Source organism: Pseudomonas capeferrum (genome assembly GCF_000731675.1).
Taxonomy (GTDB): Bacteria; Pseudomonadota; Gammaproteobacteria; order Pseudomonadales; family Pseudomonadaceae; genus Aquipseudomonas; species Aquipseudomonas capeferrum.
Window position 1 is genome coordinate 958,897 of the sequence record NZ_JMIT01000003.1, and the last position, 21,925, is coordinate 980,821.

Annotated in this window: 18 protein-coding genes and 1 rRNA gene; 4 read left to right on the forward strand and 15 right to left on the reverse strand. The window is 60.9% G+C overall.

Annotated features, from left to right (window positions below; translation table 11 throughout):
- Positions 1-75: 75 nt before the first annotated feature.
- The 5 genes from PC358_RS22025 to PC358_RS22045 all read right to left on the reverse strand — a co-directional run bounded on the left by PC358_RS22025 (position 76) and on the right by PC358_RS22045 (position 6,670).
- Entirely contained in the window at positions 76-1,098 is a 1,023-nt protein-coding gene (locus PC358_RS22025; RefSeq protein ID WP_033702550.1) for a DUF5924 family protein, read from the reverse strand.
- A gap of 93 nt (positions 1,099-1,191) precedes the next feature.
- Positions 1,192-2,598: a M16 family metallopeptidase gene (locus PC358_RS22030; RefSeq protein WP_033702551.1), complete on the reverse strand. Its 1,407-nt coding sequence runs from the start codon at positions 2,596-2,598 to the stop codon at positions 1,192-1,194.
- Positions 2,599-2,628: 30 nt separating this feature from the next.
- The gene (locus PC358_RS22035; RefSeq protein WP_033702552.1) at positions 2,629-4,287 is read right to left on the reverse strand and encodes a Na/Pi cotransporter family protein; all 1,659 of its coding nucleotides are present in this window, start codon (positions 4,285-4,287) and stop codon (positions 2,629-2,631) included.
- A 232-nt stretch (positions 4,288-4,519) separates the two neighbouring features.
- Positions 4,520-5,290, reverse strand: a complete 771-nt coding sequence (locus tag PC358_RS22040; protein WP_033702553.1) for a TerC family protein — start codon at positions 5,288-5,290, stop codon at positions 4,520-4,522.
- Between the two features lie 72 nt (positions 5,291-5,362).
- The gene (locus tag PC358_RS22045; RefSeq protein ID WP_033702554.1) at positions 5,363-6,670 is read right to left on the reverse strand and encodes a CitMHS family transporter; all 1,308 of its coding nucleotides are present in this window, start codon (positions 6,668-6,670) and stop codon (positions 5,363-5,365) included.
- Between the two features lie 267 nt (positions 6,671-6,937).
- On the opposite strand from PC358_RS22045, the gene PC358_RS22050 reads away from it, so the two are divergent.
- Positions 6,938-7,339 carry a GFA family protein gene (locus PC358_RS22050; protein WP_033702555.1) on the forward strand — a complete coding sequence of 134 codons (402 nt, stop codon included), beginning with the start codon at positions 6,938-6,940 and terminating at the stop codon, positions 7,337-7,339.
- Between the two features lie 101 nt (positions 7,340-7,440).
- On the opposite strand, the gene PC358_RS22055 is transcribed toward PC358_RS22050, so the two are convergent.
- The 10 genes from PC358_RS22055 to PC358_RS22100 all read right to left on the reverse strand — a co-directional run bounded on the left by PC358_RS22055 (position 7,441) and on the right by PC358_RS22100 (position 17,191).
- Positions 7,441-9,396: a DUF7844 domain-containing protein gene (locus tag PC358_RS22055; protein WP_033702556.1), complete on the reverse strand. Its 1,956-nt coding sequence runs from the start codon at positions 9,394-9,396 to the stop codon at positions 7,441-7,443.
- The gene (locus PC358_RS22060) at positions 9,393-9,713 is read right to left on the reverse strand and encodes a DUF2388 domain-containing protein (protein ID WP_027591949.1); all 321 of its coding nucleotides are present in this window, start codon (positions 9,711-9,713) and stop codon (positions 9,393-9,395) included. Before PC358_RS22060 ends, PC358_RS22055 begins: the two co-directional genes overlap by 4 nt.
- A 36-nt stretch (positions 9,714-9,749) precedes the next feature.
- Complete coding sequence (locus PC358_RS22065) at positions 9,750-10,055, reverse strand: DUF2388 domain-containing protein (RefSeq protein WP_033702557.1); 306 nt, start codon at positions 10,053-10,055, stop codon at positions 9,750-9,752.
- 85 nt (positions 10,056-10,140) lie between these two features.
- The gene (locus PC358_RS22070; RefSeq protein ID WP_033702558.1) at positions 10,141-10,458 is read right to left on the reverse strand and encodes a DUF2388 domain-containing protein; all 318 of its coding nucleotides are present in this window, start codon (positions 10,456-10,458) and stop codon (positions 10,141-10,143) included.
- A gap of 293 nt (positions 10,459-10,751) precedes the next feature.
- Positions 10,752-10,967, reverse strand: coding sequence for a DUF1127 domain-containing protein (locus tag PC358_RS22075; protein ID WP_033702559.1), 216 nt, complete (start codon positions 10,965-10,967; stop codon positions 10,752-10,754).
- 319 nt (positions 10,968-11,286) lie between these two features.
- Positions 11,287-12,780, reverse strand: a complete 1,494-nt coding sequence (locus tag PC358_RS22080) for an acetyl-CoA hydrolase/transferase family protein (protein ID WP_033702560.1) — start codon at positions 12,778-12,780, stop codon at positions 11,287-11,289.
- A 188-nt stretch (positions 12,781-12,968) separates the two neighbouring features.
- On the reverse strand, positions 12,969-14,405 hold the full coding sequence (locus PC358_RS22085) for an NAD(P)(+) transhydrogenase (Re/Si-specific) subunit beta (protein WP_033702561.1): 1,437 nt from the start codon (positions 14,403-14,405) through the stop codon (positions 12,969-12,971).
- 2 nt (positions 14,406-14,407) lie between these two features.
- The gene (locus PC358_RS22090) at positions 14,408-14,722 is read right to left on the reverse strand and encodes an NAD(P) transhydrogenase subunit alpha part 2 (protein ID WP_033702562.1); all 315 of its coding nucleotides are present in this window, start codon (positions 14,720-14,722) and stop codon (positions 14,408-14,410) included.
- 11 nt (positions 14,723-14,733) lie between these two features.
- Positions 14,734-15,855, reverse strand: coding sequence for a Re/Si-specific NAD(P)(+) transhydrogenase subunit alpha (locus PC358_RS22095; RefSeq protein WP_033702563.1), 1,122 nt, complete (start codon positions 15,853-15,855; stop codon positions 14,734-14,736).
- A gap of 436 nt (positions 15,856-16,291) precedes the next feature.
- Positions 16,292-17,191, reverse strand: coding sequence for a LysR family transcriptional regulator (locus PC358_RS22100; protein ID WP_033702564.1), 900 nt, complete (start codon positions 17,189-17,191; stop codon positions 16,292-16,294).
- Positions 17,192-17,354: 163 nt separating this feature from the next.
- On the opposite strand from PC358_RS22100, the gene PC358_RS22105 reads away from it, so the two are divergent.
- The 3 genes from PC358_RS22105 (at position 17,355) to PC358_RS22115 (ending at position 21,876) form a co-directional block, all read left to right on the forward strand.
- The gene (locus PC358_RS22105; protein ID WP_033702565.1) at positions 17,355-18,536 is read left to right on the forward strand and encodes an acyl-CoA dehydrogenase; all 1,182 of its coding nucleotides are present in this window, start codon (positions 17,355-17,357) and stop codon (positions 18,534-18,536) included.
- A gap of 14 nt (positions 18,537-18,550) precedes the next feature.
- Positions 18,551-19,771 carry a CaiB/BaiF CoA transferase family protein gene (locus PC358_RS22110; protein WP_033702566.1) on the forward strand — a complete coding sequence of 407 codons (1,221 nt, stop codon included), beginning with the start codon at positions 18,551-18,553 and terminating at the stop codon, positions 19,769-19,771.
- A gap of 568 nt (positions 19,772-20,339) precedes the next feature.
- Positions 20,340-21,876, forward strand: a 16S ribosomal RNA gene (locus PC358_RS22115).
- Positions 21,877-21,925: the final 49 nt, after the last annotated feature.

The window sequence follows — 21,925 nt, forward strand, 5'->3', positions numbered from 1 at the left end:
GCGCTAAGGCTTAGGGGCTGATCATAGCGCAGAGGGCATGGGGCGGTTTATTGATTGTGTGCTCAAACCAGGAAGCTATGAGCTCGGCGCATCGTCGAGCACTTTGAACCGCAGCACCCCGATCACCTGGCCGTCCTCGGTCAGCACCCTCACCTGCCATTTACCGACCGGGTTAGGCGGGAAGTTCTGCTTGTGGGTCCAGGCCCGGTAGCCTTCCTTGCGCCCGCCATGAATATCTAGCGCAATCCGGTCTACTTCCTTGCCGTCTTTTTGCCACACGTGGTAAATGCGCTCGTTCAGGCCCCGGGGTGCGTTGACCGAGGTGTACGCATACAGCCCGCTGGTCTTGATGCGGCTGGCGGCAATCTCGTCCAGTGACTCGCCGGGCTGGCGATTGAGCACTTCGGTGCTGACGGCCACTTCGGTCATCCACAACGTCGCCGGTGGTACCCACGAGCGCAGCAACCACCCCCCGCCGCCCACCGACAGGGTCACCAGAACCAGCGCCACGCCGCGCCGCCAGGTATTGACCGGGAAGCTGCTGGCCAGGCTCGGGAACGACAGGGCCATGGCAATGATCAACGCCAGCTTGAAGCTTTGCGCGGTGGTCAGGTGAAGAATGATCGGCAGCGCGGTGAGCAGCGCCGCGAACAAGGTCAGCGTGTGCAGCGCGAGGAACAGCCAGCGCCGCGGCGCCAACCACTTGTAGTACAGCGGGTCGACGATCGAGATCAGCCCGGCGGCGGCGAGCAGGCCGGTGAATACCAGTTGGCCGCTGTTCCAGGTGGTGGTGATGAAGAAGAACGGCAGGACGAAGAACAGTGTTTCCTGGTGGATCATCTGCGTCGCGTAGCGCAGCAACGGTTGCGGGATCTCTCGGTTGAAGGTGCGGGCGAACAGGCCGGTGAGGGTGTTTTCCAGCATCAGCCAGACCCAGCTGACCAGCATCAGGATCGCCACCCAGCTGGCCAGGCCGGCCTGGCGGTCGACCAGGATGAAGCTGCCGATGCCGGAGAGGAAGCCTCCGAGCGCGATGATGCCGGGGTAGCGTTTAAGCAGTTCGATGACGCGCTGGACGATGCGGGGAATTGGGGGCATGGGTCTACAACAGGGAGAGATAGGGTGGCTGTGCCGGCCTCTTTTCGGGCAACCCCGTGAAGAGGCCGGTACTGGCTAAAGGATACCGCCGAATCACCCTTTGCGTGTAGCACCGCTCGGTGGTTGCGGGGTATGCCGGCGCCAACGCAGCAACCCGGCCGCCAGGATCAGCCCCAGCAGCAAGGCGAGCAACCCGTACAGCTCGTCATAACCCAGCAGGGGCTTCTCGATGCGCAGGTAGCCCTGGTCCTTGAGCAGTGCCTGCAACGCTTCGTTGGCCTGGACCAGGCTGACCTGCCGCAACTTTCGCACCGGGTTGGCAAAGCGCCCGTCGTTGTAGTCGTTCAACGCCCCCCAGTAGTAGTCGGCCAAGGCGCTGTTGCCCTGGGTGCTCCAGCTTTCCCGGGCCATGCTGGCGCCCTTGATGCGGGCGAAGGTATCCGGGTCGAGGCCTTCCTTGCGCAGGTGGTCGAACAACCCCTGCATCACCTTGACCGCCTGGTCGACGTCGTCGCGTTCCAGGTCGGCGTTGAGGCTGAGCATGCCGCTGTCACCGAAGCTCTCGCGCTGTACCGACGGCCCGTAGGACAAGCCATTGCGCAGGCGCAGCTGGTCGTACAGCGCCCAATCCAGGTAGCGCGACAGCAGGTCGAGGGTCGGCTGATGGTCGTTGTCCAGCACCGGCTCGATGAACAGCCAGTGCAGCTTGACGCTGTCGCCCAGCCAGCCGCGGGTCAGGTCGCGGCGTTGCTCGGCCTGCTGGCTGATGCTTTCAAGGTTGCGGCGCTCTTCCGGCTCGGTGGCTGGCAGCTCGCCAAAGGTGCGCTCCAGGTACGCCGGCAGCAGGCGGTCGAGGCCGCCGACCATGATCAGGGTCATGTTGTTGGCCGCGTACCAGCGGTCGCGCAAGGCCTGCACCTGCTCCAGGGTCATGTCGTCGATGTTCGAGCGCTCGGCACACTTGAGGCCCAGTTCGGTCGCCAGTTGGTCACTGGCGGGGTGGCCGATGTCCTGGCGGTCCAGCCAGCGTTGCAGGTGGCCATAGTGGCCGCCGTCCTCGCGCTCGATGATCCTTTTCGCCGTGGCCAGGGCCTTGGCGTCGATAGGGGTGTCGCGGATCACCGCCAGCAGCAGGTCGAGCACTTTACGCTGGTTACGCGCAGGTGCCTCGATCACGAACGTGGTGTCGGCGCTGCTGGTATAGGCGTTCCACTCGCCACCCAAGGCTTGCAGGCGCTCTTCCAGTCCGCCCTCGCCGGTTTCGTCGATACCGCTGAACAGCAGGTGCTCGAGCAGGTGTGGCAGCTCCTTCTGCTCACAGTCGAAGTCATCCAGGCCAACCCCGACCACCAGGCGGATGGCCACGTGGTCACGTTCATAGCCGTCCTTGAGGATGACCTGCAGACCGTTGGGCAACAGGTACCCCTCTACCCGCGAGCGGTCGAGGGCCAGGGTGGGCAGGCTGCAGATCAGCAGGCAAACGAACATCAGGCAACGCATGGGCGAGCTTGGCTCTCCTGGTAGGCGAAATCACGGCAAGCGGGCTTCGTCCGGCACAGTGTCGAGCATCAGCCCGCCGGTGTCCGAGCCGCCTAGTACCACATAGGCACTGCTGCAGAACAAAGAGTTCAACCGCTTCATGTCGGCAATCAGCTCCAAGTGTAGCGAACTGGTCTCGATACTTTGCAACACCTTGCGTTGCAGGCGGCTGACATGCGCGTGGGCAAGGCGCCTTTCCTGCGCACGGAAACGGCGTTTCTCGCGCAGCAGCAACTGCGCGCTCTCGGGGTCTGCGCTGAGAAACACCGACAGGCCGAGGCGCAGGTTCGACAACAGCTGTTCTTGCAGGCCGGTCAGTTCCTCCAGGCCGACCTGGGAAAACGCCCGGCGTTGGCTGGTTTTCTGCTGCTGGACCTTGCGCAGCATGCGCTCGACCAGGTCGCAGGCCAGCTTGAGGTTGATCGCCAGTTCGATGATTTCGGCCCAGCGCCGGTTGTCGCGCTCGCTGAGGTCCTCCCGCGTCATTTGCGCCAGGTACAGTTTGATGGCGCTGTACAAGGCCTCGGCGTCCTCGCCCAAGGCACGCACCTGCTGTGGCAGGGCTGCTTGGGTGCCGCGCAGGGCGCCGAGCATGGCTTCGAGCAGGCTGTCGACAATATCGCCCAGGCGCAGGGTCTCGCGGGCGGCATTGGCCAGTGCCAGGCTGGGGGTGTCGAGCGCCGAGGCATCGAGGTGGCGCGGGCGCACTTGGCCGTTGCCGTTTTCGCGTTCGGGCAGCAAGCTGTTGCACAGCCGGCCCATAGGTTTGACGGTGGGCAGCATGATCAGGCAGCGCAAGGTGTTGTAGAGCAGGTGGAAGCCGATCACTAGCTCCTGAGGGCTGAAGCTCAGTGTGTCCATCCACGTCACCAGTGGGTGCAGCACCGGAATGATCAGCACCAGGCCGATCAGCTTGTACAGCAAGCTGCCCAGAGCCACACGCCGCCCGGCGGCGTTCTGCATGCTGGTGCTGATGAATGCGAGCAAGCCGCTACCGATGTTGGCACCGACCACCAGGCCGATGGCCACCGGCAGGCTGATCAGTTCGGCGCCGGCCAGCGTCGCGGTGAGCAGCACGGCCGCCAGGCTGGAATAGGAAATCATGGCAAACAGCGCGCCGACCAGGGCATCGAGCAAGATGTCGCCGGTCAGCGAGGCGAACAGCACTTTCACCCCCTGGGCATGGGTGATGGGTGCAGCGGCCTGCACGATCAGCTCCAGGGCCAGGATGATCAAGCCAAGCCCGATCCCTACCCGGCCCAATTGGCCGACCCGGGTCTGCTTGCGGGAAAGGAAGAAGATCACCCCCAGAAAAATCAGCAGCGGTGACAGCCACGACAGGTCGAAGGTCAGCACCCTGGCCATGAGCGCGGTGCCGACATCGGCGCCGAGCATGATCGCCAGGGCTGGCGTCATGGCCATCAGGCCCTGGCCGACGAAGGATGTGACCAGCATGGCGGTGGCGTTGCTGCTCTGCACCATAGCGGTGACGAGGATCCCGGCGATGAACGCCAGGGGGCGCTTGTTCATGTTCTGGCTGATGATGCGGCGCAGGTCGGACCCGAATACCCGCAGGATGCCAGTACGCACGATATGTGTACCCCAGACCAATAGCGTCACGGCCGAGAGCAGGTTGAGCAGGGTCAGCATGGCGAAGCCCCCTGTTGCCGATGGCCCATGCGGGCCAAGAAGTGGAGCGTGGGCGCTTGAGAAATTTCAGTGCCCACTCAAAGCTTTAGTTGTTTTGCGCAGCTGTTGCCAGCTTCGCATGGCTGTCACTCATTTGAAACACACCGCGCATGAATGATTGCCCTGTATTTCTGTGGCCGCATAAACGAAAAAGAGCCCCGAAGGGCCCTTTTCTGCAAAACGCTTCCTGGGTTTATTGACCCGGAATGTCCTTGCGCAGTTTCACCGGATCATTCTCTTTGCCATCCTTGCGCGACAAGGCAGTGCGCATACGGATGTTGATCGCTTCCACCGCCAGCGAGAACGCCATGGCGAAGTAGACGTAGCCTTTTGGCACATGCACGTCGAACGATTCGGCGATCAGTACGGTACCGACCACGATCAGGAACGACAGCGCGAGCATCTTCAGCGAAGGGTGCTTGTCGATGAAGTTGCTGATGGCACCAGCGCACAGCATCATCACCAGCACGGCGACGACGATGGCGGCGATCATCACCGGCACATGGGACACCATGCCCACTGCGGTGATCACCGAGTCCAGCGAGAACACGATGTCGATGATGGCGATCTGGATGATGGTGTAGAAGAACTTGCCGCCCGCGCCTTTGGGCTCGTCGCTGCTTTCGTCTTCGCCTTCCAGGCCGTGGTAGATCTCCTGCGAGCTCTTCCACAGCAGGAACAGGCCACCGAAGAACAGGATCAGGTCGCGCCCGGAGATGCCATGGCCGAAGACCTCGAACAGGTCGGCAGTCAGGCGCATGACCCAGGTGATCGACAGCAGCAAGAGGATGCGCGTGACCATGGCCAGGGCCAGGCCGAAGATCCGGGTACGTGGCTGCATGTGCTTGGGCATGCGGCTGACCAGGATCGAGATCATGATGATGTTGTCGATCCCGAGCACGATCTCAAGCGCGGTGAGGGTGAAAAAGGCAACCCAGATTTCCGGGCTGGTCAGCCATTCCATGTGTATTCCTTCGAGCGATAAAGGCGACGCGCCCGGACAAGGGGCGCGTCGCGGTAGGGTAATACGTGTTTATTAAAGACTACTGAACAGCGGGAAAATGCCCATCAGCAATGCGGCGAGCATTATGCACAGGCACACCAGAACTGCCCACTTCAAGGTGAAGCGCTGGTGGTCGCCGAATTCGATGCCGGCCAGGGCCACCAGCAGGTAGGTGGAGGGTACCAGGGGGCTGAGCAGGTGTACCGGCTGGCCGACGATCGACGCACGGGCCATCTCGACCGGGCTGATGCCATAGTGGCTCGCCGCTTCGGCAAGCACCGGCAACACGCCGTAGTAGAAGGCGTCGTTGGACATGAAGAAGGTGAACGGCATGCTCACGATCGCAGTGATCACCGCCAGGTACGGACCCATTGCATCGGGGATGACCGCCAGCAGGCTCTTGGACATGGCATCGACCATGCCGGTGCCCGACAGGATGCCGGTGAAGATACCTGCGGCGAAGATCAGCCCGGTGACGGCCAGCACGCTGCCGGCATGGGCGGCAATGCGATCTTTCTGCTGTTGCAGGCAGGGGTAGTTGACGATCATGGCGATGCTGAAGGCGATCATGAACAGCACCGGCAGTGGCAGTACGCCTGCGATCAGGGCAACCATCAGGGCTGCGGTCAGGGCGCCGTTGAAGTACAGGAGCTTGGGGCGACGCGCATCCGGGTACTGCGAAACGGTGATTTCGCTGTGGTCGATGTCGTCGGTCGGCAGGTGCAGTTCACCCAGACGAGCGCGCTCGCGTTTGCCGTACATATAGGCAATGGCCAGGATCGCCAGCACGCCGAACAGCATCGCCGGGATCATCGGCACGAAAATGTCCGATGGGTCCACGTGCAGGGCGCTGGCGGCGCGGGCGGTCGGGCCACCCCACGGGGTCATGTTCATCACACCGCCGGCGAGAATGATCAGCCCGGCCATGATCCGCGGGCTCATGCCCAAGCGGCTGTACATCGGCAACATGGCGGCGCAGCAGATCATGTAGGTGGTGGCGCCGTCACCGTCGAGCGAGACCACCAGGGCCAGCACGGCGGTGCCCACCGAGACTTTTAGCGGGTCACCTTTGACCAGCTTGAGGATCTTGCGCACGGCCGGGTCGAACAGGCCAGAGTCGATCATCAGGGCGAAATAGAGAATGGCGAACATCAACATCACGCCGGTGGGCGCGAGTTTGCTGATGCCTTCGAGCATCATCGGGCCGATCTTGGCGGAAAAACCACCGAACAGGGCGAACAGGATCGGTACCAGGATCAGCGCGATCAAGGCCGACAGGCGCTTGGTCATGATCAGGTACATGAAGGTGATGACCATGGCAAAGCCGAGGAAGGTCAGCATGGCAATACTCCAGGCGTGGCGCGGCGAAAGGACAGTCGATTCGGGCGGATCAGCGCGTCGGGCGCTGCGCAGGGAGCTTGCGAAGGGGCACTACGAGAAGGCGGGCACAGGAATACATCAGAATCACCATTGTTGTTGTTGATTGGGCCGGGCGCGGAAAATTCCGGATGCCCTGGCTGACCGGTCTTGTGCCGGTAGTGGGCGCTATCCTATGAGGGCAAGCTTTCAGCCAGCTTTCGCTGAGACAAAGGCGACAGGAGGTAGGTGATGCAGGATGTGACCGAGGGTGGCTGCCATTGTGGCGCCTTGCGTTATCGGTTGGAGGGCGCGCTGACGGATGTTGCCCACTGCCATTGCACGATTTGTCGGCGGGTCAGTGGTGGTTTGGTGGTGACCTGGCTGACTCTGCCCCGCTCGGGTTTTCAATGGTTGGCGGGCGAGCCGAACTGCTACGTGGCACCGGCCAGTTGCAGCCGGTACTTCTGTGGGCATTGCGGGGCGCATGTGGCACTGGTCACTGCGCACAGCCCGCACAGCATCGATGTGACGGTGGCGACGCTGGACCACCCGGAACGGGTACGGGCCAACCGGCATATCTGGATTGGTAGCCGGTTGCCCTGGTTGCACCTGGATGAGGACTTGCCGGGCGAGGCTGAGGAAAGCTTGTAGGAGCGGCCTTGCGTCGCGAAAGGGCTGCGCAGCGGCCCCGGGATTTGGGACTGTCAGTTTTTTTGTGTTCCGACCGGCCCGGCGCCCCGGCAAGGCCGCTCCTACAACTGCAGCCCACCTGCGGCCTTGTGCAATGCCCGCAAATGCTCGCCCACTTGCTTCACGTTGGCCTCGATCGCGGCAATTTCCTTGGCCCGCGACGGGTCCAGCAGCGCCCTCACCTCTTTGTCCAGGTCGGTGCTCAGCCGCAGCAACTGGGCCTGCCGCTCGCTGCTGACCTTCTCCAGGTGCTTGCGCTCATCAGGCTGCGGCAAGCCGTAGCCTTTGGCATCGAGCAGTTCTGCCGGGCGGCTGAGAAAACCGCTGTTGGCGAGCATCTGCTGCAGCGTCTGGTTGGCCTTGTCGATGCTGCCATCCTTCAGTGCAGCAGCGTTCAGGTAGCGCTGCTTGACTTCGTCCTGGGCCAGCAACAGCTGGCGCCGCAAGCTGGCCTGTTCCAGCAGCAGCAAGGCGGCGCTGGTGCGTAGGTCGGCCTGGGCGAACCAGCTGCGGCGCTGCTCGGCATCCAGGGCCAGCCAGTCCTCGACCTTGTCCTGCTTGATCGGCAGCTGTTTTTTCAGCACGTCGAACATGGCCTGGTAGCGGTCGCGGTAGGAGTCGAAGCGGTAACCCAGGCGCAGCGCTTCGCGCGGGTCATCGAGCACACGGGTATCGGCAATGCCCCGCCCTTTGAGCACCTCCAGCAAGCCGTTGGGCATGATGCTGTCCAGGTCGTTCAGGCGTGGGTTAGCCGTGCCGCTGCGTAGCAGTTTCAGCGACTCGACCGCGCAGTTGTTGGACAGGAAGTAGTAATTGCCGTCGTAGCTCCAGTGCATTTCTGCGGCCTGGCGCACCAGGTTCTCGACTTCCTGGCGGTCGAGCCTGAGCGGGATCGAGGCCAGGCTGCGCAGCTCGGTCTTGGTGTATTCATCGATCACCTGGCCCAAGGGCAGCACGAACAGCCGCGACGGGTAAGCGCCGACCAGGCCGTCCCAACTGGACAGCTGCACATCGTTGACGAAGGCGCGGTACGACAGCACCAGGTGCTGGTCGAGGTCCAGGCGGCAATCCGGGCCGCGCGGCCGGCCAGGCTTGCAGATGACCAGGCGCAGCATGCTGTGGCCCCAGCGGCTGACCCAGTTCTGATTGGCTTCGGCCAGCAGGTAGTCGACTTCATAGACGCGCTCGGGGTCGATCTCGCCCAGCGGCTGGCGGGCGAAGTCGCTGCCGGCATTGAGGAACGGCAGGCCTTTGGCACAGGCTTGTTGCTCGGGGGCCCAGCCGAAGTGGTCGCGCAGGTACTGGTTCAAGGCTGGGCGCCGGCAGGCATAGCTCGGGTCGAGGAGGAAGTACTCCATGTTGACCGCGATGAATTCCTTGGGGCTGCTCAGCTCATAGCTGTCGGGGCTGCGCACGAACTGGCCGTTGTGCTGCTCGCGTTCGCCACGGCGGCCGACATACTGCTGCCAGCCGGCAAGGTCGAGCAGGCGCGGGTCATCGCTCAAGGTGAAGCGCCGCTCGGCCTGGCCGCGGCACACCTCTGGCAGGCCGACTTTGCCCACGGTGCCCTGCTGGCGCTTGCAGCGGGCGATCAGCGAGCGCTCGGTAGCGGGCCATAGCCGTGCGCGGTCGTAAATGTGGGTCAGCTCATGCAGCACAGTGGCCAACAACTCCTCCCGCACGGTGCCATGCGGGCGGTCGGTACGTTCGTGGGCGGCGCTGCCATCAGCCAGCCCTGGCAACAGGCGGCTGTTGAGCTCCAGGGTGGAAACCAGCGATGCCTGACCATACGCGTCGGCAGGCATGCGCGCGCTCCAGCTGACCAGCACACGCCGGTCCAGTTGCTGTTTGAAGCGCGGCGGCAGCTTGCCCAGCGCTTCGTCGAGCAGTGCCTGGCTGGCTTGAGTTTGTTGAGGGTCGAGGCCGGAAGCCTGCAGCACCAGCTGCAGGTCGGCCAGGGCGGGCGTACCGAGCAGCGTCAGGGCGCAGCCGAGCAGCCAGGCACGCACCTGGTTCACAGTGCCAGGATGGCTTCGGCCAGTACCTGGTCGCTGGCGCCACGCGCTTCAGGCAGGCGCTCGCGCAGGGTGTTGAAGGCAGCCTCGAGTTGGGCGCCACGGATGTCACCGTTGCTGGCGACGAAGCTGGCAGCATCGTCGTGCGCTTCACGCACGACTTTGGAGTCACGGATCGATGTAGTGGTGTCTGAGGTGAAATCGATCGAGCGGCCGAAGGCGCGCACGATGATATTGCTGGTGGCCACCAGAGTCTGTGCCTGGGCCAGGTCGGCCAGCAGCAGCATGCCGAGGGTAGCGGCGATCAGCGGTTTACGCATGGAGCATCTCCGAAAAATACAGGGAGTCAGGTGTAGTCATTGGACGAGAATTGCCTGCGCCAGTTCCAGGTCGCCGACAGCCTGCCGTGCACAGGGGTGGCGCAGTGAATCGAGAGCCGCTTCCAGGCGCGCACCGCGAATCATGCCATCGCTGGCGACGAATGCTGCTGCATCGTCACGGGCCTGGCTGACCAGCTTGCGGTCAAACGGCGCGGTGGTGACTTGGCTGGTGACATAGCCGGTGATGACCAGGCTTTGTGTGGTGGTGTCCATGGCATGGGCACTTGCCATGCTCAGGGGCACGCCAACGGCGGCGAACAAAAACGGCAAAAGATAACGCATGGGCTTCTAAAGGCTTGAAACGTGGGCGTGAAGGCGCGTGCGGCTGTGCGGGCGAACCCCACGAGCCGCACGGCTCAGTTGCAGGTCAGAGCGCCAGGATGGCCTGTGCCAACTGTGCGTCGCTGGCCTGCAGGGTTGGCATCTGCCCACGAATGTGCAGGAAGGCGCTTTCCAGCTTGGCGCCGCGAATAGCGCCTTGGCTGCCGACGAAGCTGGCGGCGTCGTCACGGGCGGCCTGGACGATCTTGTCGTCGCGGAACGACGAAGACACGTCGGAAGTGGCGTCGGTCGAGGCGGCTACAGCGCCCACGACTGCGTCGGTGGTGACGACGAAGCTGGTGGCGCTGGCGGTGCCTGCCAGGCTCAGCATCAGGGCGGCGCCAATCAGATGTTTACGGGACATGATCGTGGACTCCTGGGGATTCTGCTAATCGGACGCTCGCACTGCGCGCCTCGGTACTTTTCAACATCCGGTTCTACCAGACTGTTAAGCCAAGCGTATCACGCGCCGGTGTTTCTGGATGTTAATGAACGGCGCGCTCAAAAACTGTGCTGGTGTGTTTATGATTTTAAATAAACTGTACCTGTTGTGCTGCCAAGTGCTCTAGCACGAGGGTCAGACACAAAAAACCCGTTGCAGTCATCTGCAACGGGTTTTGGAATTTGCGGTGCCGGCCGCAGCCGGCAAGCCGGAGCTTAGCGCCAGAAAGGCTTGCTCAGCTCTTCGTGACGCTGCGACTCGCTGATACCGGCGTCGGCCAGCAGGCGGGAGTCCAGGCGAGCCAGTTGACGGCGGCTGGCCATGCGACGCTGCCACAGCAGCAGGGTGGACAGAGCGCGCAGAGGCATTGAAGCGTTGGATTGCTGGGCGTTGCTTTCAAAAACCAGACCGGAACTGAGTGTACGTTCCATGATGTTTCATCCTTCCGCTTATGGCGGGATTAGGTAGTGATTTAACTGATGCCAATGATCCTCCTCTCTTGTCCATAACAGTAGATACAGTTCTGTTGCATTACGATGGTTCAGTTAACTGTGTAATCCTACTGTTGCACTCGAAATAGGCGCAACTGTACTGGTCTGCACTTTTATGGTGCGTTAATGAGTAGAGAGAGGTTTGTGAAGGCGGGCTTGAAGCGTGATGACCAGTACAGTAGTACAGTTTATTAGGGCTGCTAGTGGGGCGACCTTGCGTCGCGAAAGGGCTGCTGTGCAGCAGCCCCCTCCCAACCGATCAACTGGCGAGCATGCGCCCAGTTTCTTCCAGGTTTTCGTGCCAGCTCAGCGCCTCGCGCAGAATGTGCGGGGTATGGCCACCCCGTTGGCACGCACGCTCGAAGTAATCGTTAAGCGCTGCGCGGTAATCCGGGTGCACACAGTTGTCGATGATCGCCCGGGCGCGCTCGCGTGGCGCCAGGCCGCGCAAGTCTGCCAGGCCCTGCTCGGTGACCAGAATGTCGACATCGTGCTCGGTGTGGTCAACGTGGCTGACCATCGGCACCACGCTGGAAATCGCACCCCCCTTGGCAATCGACTTGGTGACGAACACCGCCAGGTGGGCGTTACGGGCGAAATCGCCAGAACCGCCGATGCCGTTCATCATCCGCGTGCCGCAGACGTGGGTGGAGTTGACGTTGCCGTAGATATCGAACTCCAGTGCGGTGTTGATACCGATGATGCCTAGGCGACGTACCACCTCGGGGTGGTTGGAGATCTCTTGCGGACGCAGCACCAGCTTGTCCTTGTAACGCTCCAGGTTGCCGAACACATCCGCATTGCGGCGGGACGACAAGGTAATCGAGCTGCCCGAGGCGAAGCTCAGCTTGCCAGCGTCGATCAGGTCGAAGGTCGAGTCCTGCAGTACTTCGGAGTACATGGTCAGGTCTTCGAACGGCGAATCGATCAAACCGCACATCACCGCGTTGGCGATGCTGCCGATACCGGCCTGCAGCGGGCCGAGCTTGTTGGTCATGCGGCCGGCGTCGACTTCCTTCTTGAGGAAGTTGATCAGGTGGTCGGCGATGCCTTGGGTCTCGTGGTCAGGCGGCAACACGGTGGACGGCGAGTCCGGCTGGTCGCTGATGACGATACCGACAATCTTGGCCGGGTCGATCGGGATGGCCATGCTGCCGATGCGATCATCGACCTTGACCAACGGGATCGGTGTGCGGGTCGGGCGGTAGGTCGGGATATAGATGTCGTGCAGGCCTTCGAGGTTGGCGTTGTGCGACAGGTTGATCTCGACGATCACTTGCTTGGCGAAGATCGCGAAGCTGGCCGAGTTGCCCACCGAGGTGGTCGGCACGATGTGGCCTTGCTCGGTAATGGCCACTGCTTCGATAACCGCGATGTCCGGCAGCTTGAGCTGCTGGTTGCGCAGTTGTTCGACGGTTTCCGAAAGGTGCTGGTCGATGAACATCACCTGGCCATCGTTGATGGCCTTGCGCAAGGTGCTGTCGACCTGGAAGGGCATGCGGCGGGCCAGCACGCCGGCCTCGGTCAGCTGCTTGTCCAGGTCATTGCCCAGGCTGGCGCCGGTCATCAAGCTGATTTTCAGTGGCGACTGCTTGGCACGTTCGGCCAGGGCATGGGGTACGGCTTTGGCTTCGCCGGCGCGGGTGAAACCGCTCATGCCGACAGTCATGCCGTCCTCGATCAGACCAGCGGCATCAGCCGCACTCATTACCTTGCTGTGCAGGGAGGACAAGCGGATACGATCACGGTACATGGATTGTTATCTCAGGCTACTGAAGCTACTGGAGCGCAGTCTAGAGATTTCGCCGGTTGCCGTCCCACGACCATGGTCGTATGAGAAGCCCGGAAGTAGAGCCGTTGATCTGGATCAGGCAAATGCAAAAAGCCCCGCAGATTTCTCGGCGGGGCTTCTTATATAGCGCACGGTTTACCGCGGTGGGGTTATTCCACTGCTTTGACCATATCCTCGATTACCTTCTTGGCATCACCGAATACCATCATGGTCTTGTCCAGGTAGAACAGTTCGTTGTCCAGGCCTGCATAGCCACTGGCCATGGAGCGCTTGTTGACGATGATGGTCTTGGCCTTGAACGCCTCAAGGATCGGCATGCCGGCAATCGGCGATTTGGGGTCGTTCTTCGCTGCCGGGTTGACCACGTCGTTGGCGCCCAGCACCAGTACCACATCGGCCTGGCCGAACTCGGCGTTGATGTCGTCCATCTCGAACACCTGGTCGTAAGGCACTTCGGCTTCGGCCAGCAGCACGTTCATGTGCCCTGGCATACGGCCTGCCACCGGGTGGATCGCGTACTTCACAGTCACGCCGTTGTGGGTCAGCTTCTCGGTCAGTTCTTTCAGCGCGTGCTGGGCACGGGCAACCGCCAGGCCGTAGCCAGGCACGATGATCACCGTGTCGGCATTGCTGAGCAGGAAGGTGGCGTCGTCGGCCGAGCCGGATTTTACCGGGCGAGCTTCCTGGGCCCCCGCTGGGCCTGCAACATCCGTCGCGCCACCGAAGCCGCCGAGGATGACGTTGAAGAACGAACGGTTCATCGCCTTGCACATGATGTACGAGAGGATCGCACCGCTGGAGCCGACCAGTGAGCCTGCAATGATCAGCATCGAGTTGTTCAGCGAGAAGCCGATACCCGCAGCGGCCCAGCCCGAATAGCTGTTGAGCATCGACACCACCACCGGCATGTCCGCGCCACCGATCGGGATAATGATCAGTACGCCCATGATGAAGGCCAGGGCCAGCATCAGGGTGAAGGCACTGTAATGGCCGGTGAAGGTGAACAGCAGGCCAAGGGCGATGGTGGTCAGGCCAAGGATCAGGTTCAGCTTGTGCTGGCCGGTGAACTGTACCGGTGCGCCCTGGAACAGGCGGAACTTGTACTTGCCCGACAGCTTGCCGAAGGCGATGACCGAACCCGAGAAGGTGATGGCACCAATGGCTGCACCGAGGAACAGCTCCAGGCGGTTGCCGGTGGGGATCGGGTCGCTGATGGCGGCGACGATGCCCATCGACTGGGGCTCAAGCACGGCGGCAATGGCGATGAATACCGCAGCCAGGCCGATCATGCTGTGCATGAAGGCGACCAGCTCCGGCATCTTGGTCATCTCGACACGCTTGGCCATGACCGAGCCAGCGGTGCCGCCGACCAGCAGGCCGACGATCACATAGCCGATGCCGGCGGTGGCAAGCTCTGCGCCCAGCTTATAGATGAGGCCAACGGTGGTGATGATGGCTAAGCCCATGCCGATCATGCCGAACAGGTTGCCGCGGCGTGACGTGGTCGGGTGCGAAAGGCCCTTGAGCGCCTGGATGAAGCAGATCGAGGCGACCAGGTAGAGAAGCGTTACCAGATTCATGCTCATGCTTACTTCTTCGCCTCGTTCTTGGCTTTCTTCTTGAACATCTCAAGCATGCGACGGGTGACCAGGAAGCCACCGAACACGTTGACTGCGGCCAAGGCCACGGCGAGCGTACCCATCACCTTGCCGGCCGGTGTCACGGTCAGCGCGGCGGCCAGCATGGCGCCGACGATGACGATGGCGGAGATGGCGTTGGTGACCGCCATCAGCGGCGTGTGCAATGCCGGGGTAACGTTCCACACGACGTGGTAGCCCACATAGATGGCCAGCACGAAGATGATCAGGTTGTAGATGCCATGGGAAATCAGCATGTCTTCCATTGTCGTGCTCCTTAGCCGTTCTTGCGGACGACTTGCCCGTCGCGGCACATGAGACAGGCCGCGACGATATCGTCTTCGAGGTTGATGACCAGCGCGTTGTCCTTGTCGAACAACAGCTTCATGAAGTCCAGCAGGTTGCGTGCGTACAGCGCCGACGCATCGGCCCCCACCTGGGCTGGCAGGTTGGTGGGGCCGACGATGGTCACGCCGTTTTCCAGCACCACCTGGTCGGCAACGGTCAGCGGGCAGTTGCCGCCTTGGGCTGCCGCCAGGTCGATGACCACCGAGCCCGGCTTCATTTGCGCGACGGTTTCAGCGCTGAGCAGGGTTGGCGCCTTGCGGCCCGGGATCAGTGCCGTGGTGATGACGATATCGGCCTGCTTGGCGCGCTCGTGTACGGCCTGGGCCTGGCGCTGCATCCAGCTGGCCGGCATCGGCCGCGCATAGCCACCCACGCCTTCGGCGCACTCACGCTCCTCGTCGGTTTCGTAAGGCACATCGATGAACTTGGCGCCCAGCGATTCGATCTGCTCCTTGACGGCGGGGCGCACATCCGAGGCCTCGATCACGGCGCCCATGCGCTTGGCCGTGGCAATGGCCTGCAGCCCTGCAACGCCGGCGCCCAGAATCAGCACGCGGGCAGCCTTAACGGTGCCGGCAGCGGTCATCAGCATGGGCATGAAGCGCGGGTAGTAGTGAGCGGCCAGCAGCACTGCCTTGTAACCGGCGATGTTGGCCTGCGACGACAGTACGTCGAGGCTTTGCGCACGTGAGGTACGTGGCGCTGCTTCCAGGGCGAAGGCAGTGATGCCGCGGTCGGCCATCTTGCCGATCAGTTCGCCGTTGAACGGGTTGAGCATCCCCACCAGCAGGCTGCCACTGCTGATCAGCGCGAGCTCCTGATCATTGGGCGCGACCACTTTGAGTACGAGTTGCGCGCCATAGGCGTCGGCGGCGCTTCCCAGGGAGGCGCCCACGGCCTCATAGGCACTGTCCGGAATGCTGGCGTTTAGCCCTGCCCCCCGTTGGACGGTGACCTGATGGCCTTGAGCAACCAGTTTTTTGATGGTTTCAGGGGTCGCGGCGACCCTTGTCTCACCCGTCTGCGTCTCGAGAGGAACACCAATGTGCACGACTTTATCTCCTGCGGTGACCTTTTGTCTTTGTGGAAGCCAGCGTACTTCGGGTGGTGCGCTGGTGCGGTCGTTGAGCGTCAACCCGCCGAGTCCTAGGCGGGCCAGGCATTTTGCAGATGAACCCGGGGGCCTACAACCGGTTATGGAGCGAAACGAAGTTAAAACTACAAGTCACCCTGTGACCGTATGTCGCAAGCCTACCGTCGCAGCCCGTCAAACATGGGCTATTGGGAGATTAGGAGAAAAAATCAAAAAAAATGGCCCTAATTCGCTTACGACTTGCTGAATGTCGCAATTTCGCCCTGAAAGCCGCGTAGTCAGAAGGCTTAAAGGGGATTTTCAGGCTTGCATAACAGTTTACGTATATGCGACAAATACATATATCTGTAGGTGTTTAAAATAATTGACTACGGGGTCAGGTTGCACCGTATTCCTACGTTGACGCCGTGTATTGCTTGGCTTGTGCCACCAGCCAGTCGCGGAAGGCGCGCAGCGAAGCGGACTCAACCTTGCGCTCGGGAATCATCAGATAGTAGGCCTTGTCGCTGCTCAGGGCATGCCTGTTAGCGACCACCAACCTACCCTCCTGCAACTCACGCTGGATCAGGAAGGGTGGGATCAGCGCGACGCCCATGTCGTGCATCGCCGCCTGTGCGAGCATGGAGAATAGTTCATAGCGTGGGCCTGTCATGTCGCGCTCCACGTTCATGCCCAGGCTGGCGAACCACTGTCGCCAGGCATACGGGCGTGTGGTCTGCTGCAGCAAGGGCAGTTGCGCAATGCGCCGGGCGTCGAGCATGCCCTGCCCGTCCAGCATGGCCGGGCTGCACACGGGTACAGGGTTCTCGCCCATCAGCCGGTGCGACTGGGTGCCTGACCAGTCGGCATCACCGAAATAGATGGCGGCATCAAAGGCGGTGTCGGCAAACAGGAACGGGCGGGTGCGGTTGGTCAGGTTGACGGTGACGTCCGGGTGGCCCTGCTGGAAGTCCTTGAGCCTGGGCAGCAGCCATTGGGTGCCAAAGGTCGGCACCACGGCCAGTTCGATCACGTTGGCGCCTTGCTGGCGCATCACTGACAGGGTGTCGCGCTCAACGGCATCCAGCTGCGCGGCGACCTGGCGACTATAAGACAGGCCCGCCTCGGTCAGCTTTACCCCACGCCGTGAGCGACGAAACAGTTCGACATTAAGGAAGGCCTCCAGGCCACCGATCTGCCGACAAACGGCGCCCTGGGTCAGCGCAAGCTCTTGCGCAGCCTTGGTAAAGCTCTCGTTACGCGCCGCCGCCTCGAAGCAGACCAGGGCGGCGGTACTGGGGATCTTGCGGCGCATGTACGTCAACCTCACTTGTAAGGCTGTCAATGTGGCGTTTTGCCGATTTACGGAGTGATAAATTATCACTAATCCGTGCGCAATCCTCGTTTGTCCCGGCAGCCGATCAGGCCTAGGCTCAAGGGCACAAGAATTTGCTCTCTCTATATCGAGGATTTCGCTCATGGCCGGTAAAGCAAGCTTCAACTGGATCGATCCGCTGTTGCTGGATCAGCAGCTCACTGAAGAAGAGCGCATGGTGCGTGACAGCGCTTATCAGTTTGCCCAGGACAAGCTGGCGCCGCGCGTGCTCGAGGCCTTCCGCCATGAGCGAACCGACCCAGCAATCTTCCGCGAGATGGGCGAAATCGGTTTGCTGGGTGCGACCATTCCCGAACAGTACGGCGGCAGCGGCCTGAATTATGTGTGCTACGGGTTGATTGCACGCGAGGTAGAGCGCATCGACTCGGGCTATCGCTCAATGATGAGCGTGCAGTCTTCCCTGGTGATGGTGCCGATCAACGAATTTGGCACCGAGGCGCAGAAGCAGAAGTACCTCCCCAAACTGGCCAGTGGTGAATGGATCGGCTGCTTTGGCCTGACCGAGCCTAACCATGGCTCCGACCCGGGTTCGATGATCACCCGTGCCCGGAAGGTCGACGGTGGCTACCGCCTGACCGGCAGCAAGATGTGGATTACCAACAGCCCGATCGCCGATGTGTTCGTGGTCTGGGGCAAGGATGACGCGGGCGACATCCGCGGCTTCGTGCTGGAAAAGGGCTGGGAAGGCCTCAGTGCCCCGGCGATCCATGGCAAGGTCGGCCTGCGCGCCTCGATCACCGGCGAAATCGTGATGGACAACGTATTCGTGCCTGAAGAGAACATCTTCCCGGACGTGCGTGGCCTCAAGGGCCCGTTCACCTGCTTGAACTCGGCGCGCTATGGCATTTCCTGGGGGGCATTGGGCGCCGCCGAGGCCTGCTGGCATACCGCGCGTCAATACACCCTGGACCGTCAGCAGTTCGGCCGCCCGCTTGCAGCCAACCAGTTGATCCAGAAAAAGCTCGCCGACATGCAGACCGAAATCACCTTGGCACTGCAGGGCTGCCTGCGCCTGGGGCGTATGAAGGATGAAGGCACGGCGGCTGTCGAGATCACTTCGATCATGAAGCGCAACTCGTGCGGTAAGGCCCTGGATATCGCCCGCATGGCGCGCGACATGCTCGGGGGTAATGGCATTTCCGACGAGTTCGGTGTGGCCCGCCACCTGGTTAACCTCGAGGTGGTCAACACCTATGAGGGTACCCATGACGTGCATGCGCTGATCCTGGGGCGTGCACAGACCGGCATCCAGGCCTTCTATTAATAAGGAGCCAGCCCATGGGCGCGCTATCACATCTGCGGGTGCTGGACCTTTCGCGCGTGTTGGCCGGCCCCTGGTCTGGCCAGATTCTGGCTGACCTTGGTGCTGACGTGATCAAGGTCGAGCGCCCGGGCAGTGGCGATGATACCCGTTCGTGGGGCCCGCCCTTTCTCCGGGACGCCCAGGGTGAGAACACCAGCGAGGCGGCTTATTACCTTTCGGCCAACCGCAACAAGCGTTCGGTGACGATCGACTTCACTCAGCCTGAAGGTCAGCGCCTGGTGCGTGAGCTAGCGGCCAAGTCGGATATCGTCATCGAGAACTTCAAGGTAGGTGGCCTGGCGGCCTACGGGCTGGATTACCAAAGCCTGAAGGCACTCAACCCGAAGCTTATCTATTGCTCCATTACTGGCTTCGGTCAGACGGGGCCTTATGCCAAGCGCGCAGGCTATGACTTCATGATCCAGGGCCTGGGCGGGCTGATGAGCCTGACCGGGCGGCCTGAGGGCGAGGAAGGCGCGGGGCCGGTGAAAGTTGGCGTGGCGCTGACTGACATCCTCACTGGGCTGTATTCGACGGTGGCTATCTTGGCCGCCCTCGCCCATCGGGATCAAACCGGCATCGGTCAGCATGTCGACATGGCATTGCTCGATGTGCAGGTGGCATGCCTGGCCAACCAGGCCATGAACTACCTGACTACGGGCAACCCGCCCCGGCGCCTGGGCAATGCGCATCCCAACATCGTGCCCTATCAGGACTTCCCCACGGCCGATGGCGATTTCATTCTTACCGTGGGTAACGACAGTCAGTTTCGCAAGTTCGCCGAGGTGGCGGGGCAGCCGCAATGGGCGGATGACCCGCGCTTCGCTACCAACAAGCTGCGGGTTGCCAATCGTGGTGAGCTGATTCCGTTGATTCGTCAGGCAACGGTATTCAAGACCACTGCAGAATGGGTGAGCCAGCTGGAGACGGCTGGTGTGCCCTGCGGGCCTATCAATGACCTGGCGCAGATGTTCCAGGACCCGCAGGTAGTGGCGCGTGGCTTGGCGGTGAGTATCGCGCACCCGCTGGCTGGGAGCGTGCCGCAGGTGGCCAGCCCGATTCGGCTGTCGGAGACACCGGTAGAGTACCGACGGGCGCCACCGCTGCTGGGTGAGCATACCGAGGCGGTATTGAGTGATGTATTGGGGCTGGATGCCGAGGCGGTACACCGCTTGCGCAGTGCCGGGGTGCTTTAAGGCTATATAAAGCAACGAAATAGCGGGGAGGCCGAAGGCCTCCCCGCTTTGCTTTTCGGCGATATCAAAGTTTATTGGAATTAAGGGGTTGACGCGATTTCGAATCCCCTTATAATGCGCCCCACTTCCAGCGTAGTCGGAACGAAAAACTCCTTGAGATTCAACGAGTTAAATAGTCAAGACGAAGTTTGAAGGGCTTCGATCGAAAGGTCGTCAGCGGTTAAGATGGTGGTTGACAGCGCTTCTAAACGCTGTATGATTCGCCTCCCGCTACGAGAGATCGCRGCGAGTCAAGTGTTTGAAGCTAAACGAGTTTCTCGCAAAAAACTTCAAAATAAACGCTTGACAGCAAATGAGGAAAGCGTAGAATGCGCCCCTCGGTTGAGACGAAAAGCTCTTAACCAACCGCTCTTTAACAAATTGAATCAAGCAATTCGTGTGGGTGCTTGTGAGTATGGACTGATAGTCACAAAGATTATCAGCATCACAAGTGACCATGCGAGAAATCACATAGTCATTTGAGATTGCTGAGCCAAGTTTAGGGTTTCTTAAAAACCCAAGCAGTATTGAACTGAAGAGTTTGATCATGGCTCAGATTGAACGCTGGCGGCAGGCCTAACACATGCAAGTCGAGCGGATGAGAAGAGCTTGCTCTTCGATTCAGCGGCGGACGGGTGAGTAATGCCTAGGAATCTGCCTGATAGTGGGGGACAACGTTTCGAAAGGAACGCTAATACCGCATACGTCCTACGGGAGAAAGCAGGGGACCTTCGGGCCTTGCGCTATCAGATGAGCCTAGGTCGGATTAGCTAGTTGGTGGGGTAATGGCTCACCAAGGCGACGATCCGTAACTGGTCTGAGAGGATGATCAGTCACACTGGAACTGAGACACGGTCCAGACTCCTACGGGAGGCAGCAGTGGGGAATATTGGACAATGGGCGAAAGCCTGATCCAGCCATGCCGCGTGTGTGAAGAAGGTCTTCGGATTGTAAAGCACTTTAAGTTGGGAGGAAGGGCAGTAAGCGAATACCTTGCTGTTTTGACGTTACCGACAGAATAAGCACCGGCTAACTCTGTGCCAGCAGCCGCGGTAATACAGAGGGTGCAAGCGTTAATCGGAATTACTGGGCGTAAAGCGCGCGTAGGTGGTTTGTTAAGTTGAATGTGAAAGCCCCGGGCTCAACCTGGGAACTGCATCCAAAACTGGCAAGCTAGAGTACGGTAGAGGGTGGTGGAATTTCCTGTGTAGCGGTGAAATGCGTAGATATAGGAAGGAACACCAGTGGCGAAGGCGACCACCTGGACTGATACTGACACTGAGGTGCGAAAGCGTGGGGAGCAAACAGGATTAGATACCCTGGTAGTCCACGCCGTAAACGATGTCAACTAGCCGTTGGAATCCTTGAGATTTTAGTGGCGCAGCTAACGCATTAAGTTGACCGCCTGGGGAGTACGGCCGCAAGGTTAAAACTCAAATGAATTGACGGGGGCCCGCACAAGCGGTGGAGCATGTGGTTTAATTCGAAGCAACGCGAAGAACCTTACCAGGCCTTGACATGCAGAGAACTTTCCAGAGATGGATTGGTGCCTTCGGGAACTCTGACACAGGTGCTGCATGGCTGTCGTCAGCTCGTGTCGTGAGATGTTGGGTTAAGTCCCGTAACGAGCGCAACCCTTGTCCTTAGTTACCAGCACGTTATGGTGGGCACTCTAAGGAGACTGCCGGTGACAAACCGGAGGAAGGTGGGGATGACGTCAAGTCATCATGGCCCTTACGGCCTGGGCTACACACGTGCTACAATGGTCGGTACAGAGGGTTGCCAAGCCGCGAGGTGGAGCTAATCTCACAAAACCGATCGTAGTCCGGATCGCAGTCTGCAACTCGACTGCGTGAAGTCGGAATCGCTAGTAATCGCGAATCAGAATGTCGCGGTGAATACGTTCCCGGGCCTTGTACACACCGCCCGTCACACCATGGGAGTGGGTTGCACCAGAAGTAGCTAGTCTAACCTTCGGGAGGACGGTTACCACGGTGTGATTCATGACTGGGGTGAAGTCGTAACAAGGTAGCCGTAGGGGAACCTGCGGCTGGATCACCTCCTTAATCGACGACATCAGCCTGCTGATGAGCTCCCACACGAATTGCTTGATTC

Bases quoted from the DNA above. Each gene is read 5' to 3' on its own strand.
- PC358_RS22090 (WP_033702562.1), bottom strand. From the start codon at position 14,722: ATGGAAGACATGCTGATTTCCCATGGCATCTACAACCTGATCATCTTC.
- PC358_RS22070 (WP_033702558.1), bottom strand. From the start codon at position 10,458: ATGTCCCGTAAACATCTGATTGGCGCCGCCCTGATGCTGAGCCTGGCA.
- PC358_RS22105 (WP_033702565.1), top strand. From the start codon at position 17,355: ATGGCCGGTAAAGCAAGCTTCAACTGGATCGATCCGCTGTTGCTGGAT.
- PC358_RS22085 (WP_033702561.1), bottom strand. From the start codon at position 14,405: ATGAGCATGAATCTGGTAACGCTTCTCTACCTGGTCGCCTCGATCTGC.
- PC358_RS22110 (WP_033702566.1), top strand. From the start codon at position 18,551: ATGGGCGCGCTATCACATCTGCGGGTGCTGGACCTTTCGCGCGTGTTG.
- PC358_RS22060 (WP_027591949.1), bottom strand. From the start codon at position 9,713: ATGCGTAAACCGCTGATCGCCGCTACCCTCGGCATGCTGCTGCTGGCC.
- PC358_RS22025 (WP_033702550.1), bottom strand. From the start codon at position 1,098: ATGCCCCCAATTCCCCGCATCGTCCAGCGCGTCATCGAACTGCTTAAA.
- PC358_RS22040 (WP_033702553.1), bottom strand. From the start codon at position 5,290: ATGGAATGGCTGACCAGCCCGGAAATCTGGGTTGCCTTTTTCACCCTC.
- PC358_RS22080 (WP_033702560.1), bottom strand. From the start codon at position 12,780: ATGTACCGTGATCGTATCCGCTTGTCCTCCCTGCACAGCAAGGTAATG.
- PC358_RS22075 (WP_033702559.1), bottom strand. From the start codon at position 10,967: ATGGAACGTACACTCAGTTCCGGTCTGGTTTTTGAAAGCAACGCCCAG.
- PC358_RS22050 (WP_033702555.1), top strand. From the start codon at position 6,938: ATGCAGGATGTGACCGAGGGTGGCTGCCATTGTGGCGCCTTGCGTTAT.
- PC358_RS22030 (WP_033702551.1), bottom strand. From the start codon at position 2,598: ATGCGTTGCCTGATGTTCGTTTGCCTGCTGATCTGCAGCCTGCCCACC.
- PC358_RS22035 (WP_033702552.1), bottom strand. From the start codon at position 4,287: ATGCTGACCCTGCTCAACCTGCTCTCGGCCGTGACGCTATTGGTCTGG.
- PC358_RS22065 (WP_033702557.1), bottom strand. From the start codon at position 10,055: ATGCGTTATCTTTTGCCGTTTTTGTTCGCCGCCGTTGGCGTGCCCCTG.
- PC358_RS22100 (WP_033702564.1), bottom strand. From the start codon at position 17,191: ATGCGCCGCAAGATCCCCAGTACCGCCGCCCTGGTCTGCTTCGAGGCG.
- PC358_RS22045 (WP_033702554.1), bottom strand. From the start codon at position 6,670: ATGCTGACCTTCCTCGGCTTTGCCATGGTCATCACCTTCATGTACCTG.